This window comes from Halonotius pteroides, from assembly GCF_003605635.1.
Lineage (GTDB): Archaea > Halobacteriota > Halobacteria > Halobacteriales > Haloferacaceae > Halonotius > Halonotius pteroides.
The window spans coordinates 146,753-157,694 of the sequence record NZ_QMDW01000004.1 but is presented as its reverse complement, the minus strand read 5'-3'; the positions used below and the strand labels follow the sequence as shown (position 1 = coordinate 157,694).

Genomic DNA, 10,942 nt, shown 5'->3' with positions numbered 1-10,942 from the left:
CGTCTTCCGGTCGGGATCGCTGGAGCTTGATCGGATCGGCGTTGTCGAGAATCCATTCGGCCTTTGTCGCCGAGAAATAGGCATCACATTCGAGGCCGGTCTTCTCGCGGATCTCCTCAACCTTGCCAGCTTCCTGGATCTCTTCGACGCGGTCGGTTGTGCGTCGATCCTGCCAGACGAGGGCGTTGTGTACTGGTTTGCCGGTTTCGGCATCCCAGATAATCGTGGTCTCCCGCTGGTTGGTGATGCCGATCGATTCGAGCTGGTCGGCATCGAGGCCCTCCTTGTCGAGCGCCTCGTTAATGACGAGCTTCGTGTTCTCCCAGATCTCCATCGGGTCGTGTTCGACCCAGCCGGGCTCCGGATAGATCTGTTCGTGTTTTTCATAAGCTTGCGATACGACGTTCCCGTCATGGTCGAAGACCATGAAACGAGTTCCGGTCGTCCCTTGGTCGATTGACCCAACGTATGTGTCTGTCATAGATATCACCTGGTCGTATGGCGGGTGTCATGGCGATCGTGACCCACCGCACAGTCGAGATCGTCGCTCGCCAGTGGCACCCGAGCCATGTTATGCGTACAGAAACCACCAGTATAAACATGATCATTAGAAATATATCATGTTTATATTTGTATATTAATTTCTGCTGAAACTGAGACTATATGCTATATAATGTTATTTTTAGCTATTTTTGATCCACAGCGAGCCGAATAACCGGATGCCCAATGTGTTAGAAAAACAGTGTATGTGCCGATCCCGCTGGTAACGATTACAGCTCTTTGTTTGCTGCCTTTGTGCGAAGCTCGTCGACGCGATCGCGGATCGCCGCCATCTCATCGGACTCCTGTTTGGTATCGACATGGCTATACATCAGCCCCATGCGGTGGTTGCTTCGCAGCTGCTCCTCGTTTCGGTCGAGAAAGTCCCAGTACAACGCGTTGAACGGACAGGCCTTCTCGCCGGTCGTCTTTGTTTTGTAGTACCGACAGTCAGCACAGTAATCCGACATTTTGTCGATATAGTTAGCAGACGACACGTACGGTTTTGTCGCGAAGACGCCGTGGCCGTACTGACCCATCTCGATCACGTTCGGGGTTGTCACCCAGTGGTAGGCGTCGACGTACGTCGCGTGAAACCAGTCGTTGAGCTCGCTCGGTTCGACACCCCACAGCGTCGCGAAGTTGGCCAACACCATCAGCCGCTGGATGTGATGGGAGTATCCTCGGTCGTGGACATCGCCGACCGTCTGTGAGAGACACTCCATCTCGGTGTCGCCATCCCAGTAGAACGCTGGCAGCGACTCGGTCGCATCCAGCTGGTTGGCCTCAGCTAAGGCCGGCATCGCGTGTCGATAGACGTGTCGCATAAACTCCCGCCAACCCAGAATCTGGCGAATACACCCTTCGACCGCGTTGAGCGGAGGCTCCTGTGAGTTGTAGGCGTCGGTGATCGCCTCGATAACCTCAACCGGGTGCAGCAGTCCAAGATTGATCGACGAGCCGAGCAGTGCGTGGGCCATCGCCCAGTCGTCGCTCCGCATTGCATCCTGATACTGACCAAACTCGCCGAGTCGTTCATCGATAAACCGGGCTAACGCCTCACAGGCCTGTTTGCGGGTGACCGGCCACGGAAACTCTTCGATCGACGCGTTCCCCCACGTCTCAAAGGTCTCTTCGACCCACGCGGCCGTTTCGGCGGTCTGGTCGTTGGGCTCGGGCGACGGCGTCGGCGGGGCCGTCCACGAGTCGTCTGGAAACTCCTGGTTTTCGTCGTCGTAGTTCCACTCGCCGCCGACCGGCTGGTCGCCGTCCATCAACACACCCGTTTCGCGGCGCAGCCACCGATACATGGACTCGTGTTTGAACGTCGGCGTCTCGTCGTCAGGGTCGGCGTTGGCCCACTCATCAAACGCCTGTCGGGTGCTGACAAACAGCTCGTTGTCAACAAACCGCACGTTGCCGTCAGCGTCCTCAATCAGGTCTCGAAACCGGCGTTCGGAGCCGTAGCTGGGCGATCGCATCGCAACCAACCGTTTGTCGGGGTGGTCGTCGAAAAACGCCGCAAACCCGTCGGCGAAGCTGTCGGCGTTGATGTAGGTGACCTCGTAGCCGGCCTCCCGCAGCCGATCGCGGAACTGTCGCATCGCACTGAAGACAAGCGTCAGCTTGTGGTGGTGATACGGTTTTCGGCCCGCAAAATCGTGGGCCTCGATCAGGAGTACCTGCGACCCCTCAGGCGCGCGGGCAAGCGGGCCAGACTGGGTGGTCAACTGCGTGCCGAGCAGCCACGGGACATCCGTGTCGGCAAGCGAATACTCCGGTGGGTCGCCGACGATCGGCTGATGCATACAATGGGTAGACGCCCCGCGTACTTAGACGTGTAGCCGCGGTGTCTATGTGGTTGGTCAGCCTGCTCACAGGTGCCATTGAGCGGCTACAACGTGGCGTCAGCTTTCGGGAGGGTGAGGGTAAACACACTCCCTGTCGGCTCGTTGTCGGTGATCTCGATCGCCCCGCCAAACAGCGTTATAAGCGTATCAACGAGATACAGCCCGATCCCAGAGCCCGGACTCTCCAAACCCTGCTCGCCGCGACCAAAGACCTCCTCGCGGCGGTCTTTGGGGATACCGGGGCCGTTGTCGGCGACGTGAACAACGACGCTGTCACCGTGTTCTTCGCCGTTGATTGTCACCTCGGGTGTCGATTTGTCGTTGTGCGTGACCGCGTTGGTGAGCAGGTTTCGGAACACCGACGAAAGCAGCTCGGTCGCCGCAACCTCAACCCCGGTGGGAAACCCATCGTCGATCCGGATGTCAGCATTCCCATAGGTATCGCGTGCTTTCCGGCATTCGTCGGTCACCACCGCGGTAAGATCGATCGGCTCCAGTTCGGGTTCGGCGTCGCCACGGAGGACATCAAGGAACTCACCGACGGTCTCGGTGATGTCGGTGATATGTGTCGCAGCCCGCAACATCGGCTGAAGCGAGTCCACTACCGACTCATCAAGCCGGTCGGCGAGACTGTTACCGTGGCCTAAGATCACCGCCACATCGTTTTTGATATCGTGGCGAACGACCTGATTCAGCAGCGCGAGTTCCTCGTTTGCGGCTTCGAGTTCGGCCTGTGTCTCTCGCAGCACCGCCTCGCGTTCAGCCTGATCAAGGGCCGCAGTGACCGTCGCTGCCAACACCTCGATCACCGTGCGATCGGTCTCCGAGAAGGCATGCGCTGTCGTTGCCCCGGTTACGAGGATCCCGTGATCGCCAAGCGGCACCAACATCTCTGAGCCGAACACCGTCTCCTCGTTGTGCAACGCCTCGGCGTCGGTGAGGTCGTCACACACCCGGGAGTTACCGTCGATGAACACCTCCCACGCCACGGCCTCACCCTGGTGGAATGTTGGCTGGCCGTCGAGTAACTCGGTTGCCGCAGTCGTCTGGGTCGCCGGCAGGAGCGCCTCGCGGTCGTTGTCGTACCACCAGACGCCGGTGAGCGACAGGTCGAGCACCGACGCCGCTTGATCGACTGTGACCTCAGCGATTGCGTCACGCGATTCCGCTGTCATCAGCTGTCTGGCGGTCTTGTTGAGCGCGGTGAGTTTGGCCGCAAACGCGTTGCTCGAAAGCTCTGACCCAAGCCATTGGGCAGCGATCTGGGCGAACGCGGTATCGCCGTCGGTAAACGCCTTGCTTCGGCTGTCTTGGGCGGTAAAGCAGAGCGTTCCGTAGGGTGTGTTGTCGACGACAACCGGCACACCGAGATAGGTCTGAAGCCCATCGGTTCCATACGCTGCCGTGTCGACGGTTTCATCCTCCGGCCCGCTGGTGAATGTGACGGGCTCGCCGGACGCAACAACAGAACTACAGTAGGTCTCCTCAAGATCGAAGCTGTCGCCGGCGGTAATCGGCCCGTTGTCCGGCACGGCGGCCTCCACCGCGTAGGTGCCGGCATCGACGCTGGCAAAGACGCCGATATCGACATCGAGATAGTCGACACCCAACTCCAACACCGATTCGACGGTTGCCGCAAAGGAGCGTTCCTCATCGGTCGTGATCGCGTGGAACCGCCGGAGGGCGTCGTTTCGGGCCTCGATCTGTCGCTCGTAGGCCATCCGGCTGCTCACATCACGGATCGATGCCAGCGTTGCCAACACCGCCCCGTTGGGGCCGGTCAGCGTTGTGCTGAGCGTCTCGCCCTCAAAGGTCGTGCCATCGGCCCGCTCGTAGGTGAGGACGTATGACTGGTCGTCGGCCGGGGCGGTGCCGTCGACCGCGCCGATAGGTTCCCCGTACAGCGTCGATACCGGCTGGCCGGCCACCTCCTCCGTTGTGTAGCCGAACAGCGATTCCGCGGTTGGGTTGAGATCCGTGATCCGACGGTCGCCGTCGGCGACGATCAGGGCGTCTGCGGTCTGCTCAAACACCGCCTCGAAGAGCCGTTGTTTCCGCTGTAGATCGAGGTCGTGGCCGTCCTGATCGGCGAGATCACGAAAGACCACAGTGAGCCCGGTGTCGCTGGGATGGGCCCGCACCGAGAACCATCGCGAAAGCGGCTCATAGTAGATGTCGAAGCGGGTCGCCTCGCCGGTCTCCATCGCGGTGCGAAACTCTTCACCGACGAGCCCCCCGGCGGCGTCCGGAAACGCCTCCCACAGCGTTTGGCCGAGCAGTGTCTCCGGGTCTGACGCAAGCAGCTCGGCGGCGTGCTGGTTACAGAAGGTAAACTCCCAGTCGGTATCCAGCGCGTAGACGGCATCGTCGATGCGGTCAAGCACTGTCGCAACCGCGGTATCATCGCTGCGCACAAAGGTGTCGTCGGTGGGCATCGCGCTATGACCCCCCGCCGGATTCCGAACTCTTGAACGCATCGGTATCGGCGTCCGCTGGCTGGTGGGAGTCGTCGGGGGACGTTGCTGCGTTGTCGTCTCCGGTCACGTCGTCGTTTTCGTTTTGAGCCGCCTGAAGTGCTTTAACTGTCGACTGCCGGGCGAGATACGCCTGCAGTTGGCTGTCGTACTCGCCCCGCTCGATCAGATCGGCGACAACACTCTTGAACTCAGCTTCCGACACCGGCTTGGTGAGATACTCATCGAAATCGAGATCGAAGAGGTCCGTACCGGGTTCCTCGGCGGTGATCATCACAACTCGGGTGTCGTACTCCTGTTCGCGGAGCCACGCCAACACCTCGTCGCCGGATCGCCCCGGCATTCGGCGATCAAGGACAAGCACGTCGACCTCGGGGCCGAGCTCCTCGATCGTCTCATCACCATCGTGGGCTGTGCGTACCGCGTACTTCCCGGAGAGCCACGCGGTGTGCATCGTTGCGACGCGTCGGTCGTCGTCGGCGACGACGATAATCCGCTCCTCCTCAGGGACGGTGTCAACCCAGTCGGCGAGCTGCCGGCAGATCGCCTCTAACTCGGCCCCACGATCGGTCAGCACGTAGGCGAACTCGGGTGGGTGCTGGCTGATCTCGACCCGTTCGAGACTGTCGGTGGCCTCCAGCGTTGACAGCGTCTCTCCGAGTAGTTCCTCGCTGATCTCGGGGAGTGCCGCGGCGAGCTCTTCAAACCTCATCCCGTCGCTGTCGGCCAATGCTCGGAGGACGACCGGTGGCCACGGCTCAGCAAGGAGCGCTGCGGCTTCACGGAAGGCGGTAGACGCACCGGCATCGCCAAGTGGCCCGCTGTCGCTCATGGGTGTACCACGAACAGCGGGTGTAAAATCACTTTGGGGCGGGTGATTGTCTGTGAGACAGGAAGTTGCCTCCACTGTCGACTATTCAAGCTCGAAGGCGACCTCAACCTCCGCTTGATACTCCTTGTCGTCGGCGGTGGCAAGTTCGACGCCCAACTCTTCGACTTCGACCCAATGGAGGTTTTCCAGAGTGTCGCGGGCGCGGGCGATCGCGTCGTCGACGGCTGCATCGAAGCCATCCGTGCTGGTGCCGATGAGTGTGACCTTTTTGTGTACCATCGCAACAACACATTTCACGCCGGTGAGTAAAAAGCCACCACCCGGAGTCAAGCGACGCCCGAAACGCTACTGCACCCCAAGCGACTGCCAGTCAGCTACGTCCAGACTACACTCCGCGTCGACCGATGGTTGCTGACCGGGAGCGAGCGCGTTGACGAAGATAAGCGGTATGCGTGGTGCAGGCACTGCACTTATACCAGTCGGCGTGCTCTGTGGCGGTATGCAGCGACGCCAGCGATCAACTCACCCCCGCTGTTCGGAGCGAGGGGTGTTCGATCGCTGTCGAATGAGGGCATCCGTGCGATGGGGTCGATAGATGGCAGAGATCGATCGCTCACTCCGCATCCGCTCGTTTCTCAACGAGTGGGCGACCGTGCTCAGTGTCATCCTGATACTCGCCGCCGCCGGCGTCGGCTGGTGGGCCTATCAGATCAATCTTGAACCCAGCGTCGAAACCGAACAGCGGCTGACAGAACAGTGGTCGGAGTCAACCGGCTACAGCCACAGCGCGCCGATCACCAACGATAGCCTACCGTTTGCCGCCGGCGAGCGAGCCAGTAATCGCCCCCTCTACTACACCGCGCTCTCAAAGCGGCTGGAGGGCACCTACAGCTACGAGTACACCGCCGACAGTGGCAGCGTTGTCGTTCGCACCGACACCTATCTGCTGATCCGCGGCGGGCAGATGGAAAACGGCAATATGACCGAAACCTACTGGGAGGTCTCCGAGCCATTAGCTGCCGACAGCGAGACACTTGCTCCTGAGGAAGCACACCGCCTCAACTTCACCGTCAATATCATCGATGTGTTGCGACGGATCGGCACCGTCGAACAGCAGCTTGCTGCGACCGAAGGTGTCGTCGACGTGCGGGTGGTATCGGTCTCGAACCTTTCAGGCAGTGTCGAAAGCGACAGCATCAACACGACCTACCGGAGCGAACTACCGATCGTCGTCTCGCCGTCGACGTTCCGGGTTGCTGAGGCCGAGACCATCGATGAAACACACCAATCCTTCGAGACCGTTGAGGTGTTTGCTGAGCCCTCACCGCTACAGGCCTACGGCTCGATAATCGCTTTCGGGCTCGTCGTCATGCTGTTGGCTGTCCTCATCGGACTGCGGTACACCGGCTACACCGAACTCACCGATGAAGAAGAGGAGCTCATTGACATCGAACAGGCCCGCGAGCGGTTCTCCGAGTGGATCACCACCGGCGAGTTCCCCTCCGAGCGGGAGTACGAACAGACTGTCCTCGTCGACACCCTCGAAGGGTTGGTCGACGTGGCGATCGATACCAACAAACGCGTTATCGAAGACGACCAGTTGGGTGTCAGCACCGTGTTGGATGACACGTACATCTACATCTACATCCAACCGGATTCGCCGGCCCGCGACTGGCTGGTGAGCTACGCGGATACGACCATCGATGAGTTCGATGAGTATGAGTTCTGATCCGGGTGTCCCTCGATGAAGCCCTCAGCGTTCCTGCAGTACGTCGCCGGCGGGCTGTTGATCGGATTTATCCTCCTGTTGTTGGTGAGTCAACTCCTCGGCCAGCCGGCGATCGTCTTCGTCGAAACCGGGAGTATGGCACCGACCTTGCAGCCAAACGACGGCTATCTCGCGGTGCCGGGGATGCTCGCCGGCGAGCCCGAGGTCGGCGATGTCATCCTCTTTCAATCACAGAATCTCGGCGGGGGTGAGCTGACGACCCACCGCGTCGTCGAGATCACCGACGAGGGGTATATTACCCAAGGGGATGCCAACCCGTTTACCGATCAGGATGGGGATGAACCCCCTGTCTCGGACGGCCAGATCAAATCCGTCGCGTTGACCGTCGGCGATGGGATCGTCGTGATTCCGGGGTTAGGTGCCTCGGTCACCGCGGTGCGGTCGGTTGGCACCGCGATTCAAAACGTTGTTCTCGTTCCGCTGGGCCTCGATATCGAGGTAACAACGCTATCGACGGCCGCGATGGTCACCGGCCTCGTGCTGTTTGTGTATGGGACGGTCACCGGCGCGACCGACAAACGACAGCGGAGCCGGACGCGGGGTGGCATCTTCGAAAATGCCATCATCGTGATCGCGGTGCTCACCTTGGTCGTTATCATCCCGCTCAATATCTCGATGCTGTTGCCCTCCGGTGTCTATCAGTATGAGATCCTAAGCTCGGAGTCCCCGACCGACAACCCACAGATCATTCCCGTTGGTGGCGAAAGCGAGGTGACCTACGCGATGCAGAACAGCGGCTACCTCCCGGTGGTGGTCTTCTTAGAGGCCGCAGGCGACGGCGTCGCGGTCAGTGACTCACAGATTTACGTCCCAAGACGCAGTACGGTAGAGACATCTATCACGATGCAGGCCCCCAATCAGACGGGGAGTTACCTGCGGTTTGTCCGTGAGTACCGGTATCTGGTCGTGTTGCCGCCGTCGTTGATCGCCAGCCTGCATACGATCCATCCGATCGTCGCCATCGCGGGGATCAACCTCTTTGTCGGGAGTGTCGTCGTTGGGGTGTTTGTGGCCACGGTCGGCACCGATCGGCTCCGGCTGCGCTCCAGAAAGCGCGAACTCGAACTCGGCGAGGAGCTGCGGCGGATCATGCCCTCGTTTCTGTTGCGGTATGTTGGCTCAGCCCCACCGAGCCCGCCCGGCGCGTCGCAGGACGCCGCAAACCGTGGCAGAAACTGGCTGCGCTCCGATGACCCCACCGGGGGCCCGACGCCACAGCCACCCGAGTCGACAGCTGAATCGGCGACTGAGACGACCACATCGTCGGCTGCCGACAGCCCACGATCGACGCTCACCGACTCGGAACAGGTCGCTGTCAACAACACGCTTGATGCGCCACCCGAGGCCGCCGGGCTTGACGCCGAGTCGTGGTCGTTGCCGCTGTTGCAGCGGTATCTCTTCGAGGAATACGGGATCGACTACCCACGTGAAGACTGCAAGAGACTGCTGCGACGGGCCGGTCATCTAGCGACGGACGCAGGGGTCGATACGCCACAGTCTACCGACGAGAGTGGGGCCAATGCTGCTGACTCTGCCCCTGATGACGCCGATGACCCCGTCGTCGGCCCGGAGCTGCAGTCAGCATTCGAGTCCGCCGTCGAAACGAAGCCGTCGGGTGAGCCCGATGGTGCTATCGCCGACGATAATGTTCTCGCTGATGCGGAAGCCGACCGCGACACCACAGCCGACAACCGGGATGATGACGGTATCGACGTAGACGACGACGGGGATGGGTGGGACGACGAGAGCGTCGACTCCGGAGATGGTGGCGATGATCTCACCGCCCACGACGACTTCATGTCGCTGGGTGGCGACGACGGTCTCACCGACGAACAGTACATGATGGTAATCACCGCTCTCAACGATACACCGTCAGCCGTCGCTGTCGACGCCGAGACGTGGACGCCGGCGGCGCTACAGACGTACCTGGCCGACACCTACGATGTTGCCTACTCCCGAGAACGGTGTGTTGAGTTGCTGCGATCAGCTGGTCATGAGGTGGGAGAGTAGCGCGTTCCCACTGCCGTCTGCAGATAGTATCGTTAAGTAGCTCCAGTTTGTCGCTCTCGGATAGAGCCGTCGTGTCGGCTACGTTACGATGAGTTCGATTATCTCACCCGACGCCCGCGAAAGTAAAAACACGCTGTTTAGCGTGTTGAGTAGCCATCGCCGGCGGTATGTGTTGTATGCCTGCAATCAAGCTGACGGCGAGACGACGCTGTCGGATGTCGCCGAACAGGTCGCTGCCTGGGAGTACGACAAGCCGATCGGCGAGATCACCTCGACAGAGCGAAAGCGTGTCTACACCTCGATCCAACAGCATCACCTCTCAAAGTTGGAAGACGCCGGATTGATCACTGTCGACGGCGACCGGCTGTCTCCGACAGCGAAAGCAACAAATCTCGATGTCTATCTCGAAGTCGTCCCCGAGGAGACGGTGCCGTGGTCGGTGTACTATCTTGGCTTAAGTCTCCTCGGCAGTGCCGTGCTCGGTTTTAGCTATCTCGACTGGCTGCCCGACGGTATCTCAGTGGGTGTTGTTACCGCGGTGTTGCTGGCAGCGTACCTGATCTCCTCGCTTGTCCATCTCAATCAGTCAGAGCGGGTCAGTCTCGGCGGGCTCGACGACGAGCCGGAGTTTGCCGACAGCGACGATGACACAGCGTGAGACGGCTTCCGAACGGTGCTTGCTCGGCTGTTCGTTTACCGAGATACCACACTTCGGTTTTCGATGACGATCCCGGTGTCGGGCCGAATCGAAAAGGCGATCTTATCGTCGACCTGTTGGCCCATGCCGGCGAAGCGACACACGTTGAGCCACCGATACTGCCGGTCGCCGGAGTTGTCGACCGTGATATCGAGCAGCACGTCAGCCACCGCTCGGAGTGGTTCCAGCGTTTCACGCGGCAGCCCGCTTGGCGACAGCAACAGCACGATCGTTGTGCCTGTCGCCATGATTCGCCGGAAGAATGAGAGAATCCGCTGGATAGCCCGACGGTAGCCATCCTTGGCGGCAAGCGACTCAACGGTTGGATCATACAGGAGGATATCGCTGAACGTATCCAAGATGACGACATCGCTCGTCCACAGCCGTTGGGCGGCCTGCAGCCGTGAAAGCAGTTCCGGCTGGTCGTCTGCATCGGAGCCGATGAGATTACCGTACAGATACAACAGATCACGCCGAAGCAGCGATCCCTGAACCGTATACGACAGCGATCGCATCTGGCTGAGAAAACGCCGAAACTCGCGTTCGGTTGAAAGATACGTAACCGTATGGGACTGTTCACAGAGCCCGTAAGCAAACCGGCCAGCCAGGGTACTTTTACCGGAGCCATGACGGCCCTCAACCGCAACGAGACTGCCCGTCGGCAGCCCGCCGCCGAAGGCGCGGTTTACCTGATCCCGGCCAGCCAACCCGAGTGAGTAGATGTGCTGCAGCTGCGGGGTCACAACCATA

Annotated in this window: 9 protein-coding genes; 3 read left to right on the top strand and 6 right to left on the bottom strand. The window is 60.3% G+C overall.

The features are described from left to right. The 5 genes from DP106_RS04610 to DP106_RS04590 form a co-directional block, all read right to left on the bottom strand. A partial coding sequence (locus DP106_RS04610) for an FGGY family carbohydrate kinase (protein ID WP_240625322.1) occupies positions 1–481 on the bottom strand: 481 nt, incomplete at its 3' end. Between the two features lie 289 nt (positions 482–770). Then, on the bottom strand, positions 771–2,348 hold the full coding sequence (locus tag DP106_RS04605; RefSeq protein WP_120083701.1) for a cryptochrome/photolyase family protein: 1,578 nt from the start codon (positions 2,346–2,348) through the stop codon (positions 771–773). An 86-nt stretch (positions 2,349–2,434) separates the two neighbouring features. Further along, complete coding sequence (locus DP106_RS04600; protein ID WP_165857819.1) at positions 2,435–4,825, bottom strand: GAF domain-containing protein; 2,391 nt, start codon at positions 4,823–4,825, stop codon at positions 2,435–2,437. A 4-nt stretch (positions 4,826–4,829) separates the two neighbouring features. Beyond that, on the bottom strand, positions 4,830–5,696 hold the full coding sequence (locus DP106_RS04595) for a winged helix-turn-helix transcriptional regulator (protein ID WP_120083697.1): 867 nt from the start codon (positions 5,694–5,696) through the stop codon (positions 4,830–4,832). Between the two features lie 81 nt (positions 5,697–5,777). Then, positions 5,778–5,975 (bottom strand): dodecin, encoded by a 198-nt coding sequence (locus DP106_RS04590; protein WP_120083696.1) that lies wholly within the window; start codon positions 5,973–5,975, stop codon positions 5,778–5,780. A 316-nt stretch (positions 5,976–6,291) separates the two neighbouring features. On the opposite strand from DP106_RS04590, the gene DP106_RS04585 reads away from it, so the two are divergent. The 3 genes from DP106_RS04585 to DP106_RS04575 all read left to right on the top strand — a co-directional run bounded on the left by DP106_RS04585 (position 6,292) and on the right by DP106_RS04575 (position 10,153). After that, positions 6,292–7,425, top strand: coding sequence for a DUF5305 domain-containing protein (locus DP106_RS04585; RefSeq protein ID WP_120083695.1), 1,134 nt, complete (start codon positions 6,292–6,294; stop codon positions 7,423–7,425). 15 nt (positions 7,426–7,440) lie between these two features. Then, positions 7,441–9,495 carry a hypothetical protein gene (locus DP106_RS04580; protein WP_120083694.1) on the top strand — a complete coding sequence of 685 codons (2,055 nt, stop codon included), beginning with the start codon at positions 7,441–7,443 and terminating at the stop codon, positions 9,493–9,495. Between the two features lie 88 nt (positions 9,496–9,583). Continuing rightward, complete coding sequence (locus DP106_RS04575) at positions 9,584–10,153, top strand: DUF7344 domain-containing protein (RefSeq protein WP_120083693.1); 570 nt, start codon at positions 9,584–9,586, stop codon at positions 10,151–10,153. Positions 10,154–10,188: 35 nt separating this feature from the next. Here the strand turns inward: DP106_RS04575 and DP106_RS04570 are convergent, their stop codons facing one another. Beyond that, positions 10,189–10,941: an ATPase domain-containing protein gene (locus DP106_RS04570; protein WP_120083691.1), complete on the bottom strand. Its 753-nt coding sequence runs from the start codon at positions 10,939–10,941 to the stop codon at positions 10,189–10,191. Position 10,942 lies beyond the last annotated feature (1 nt).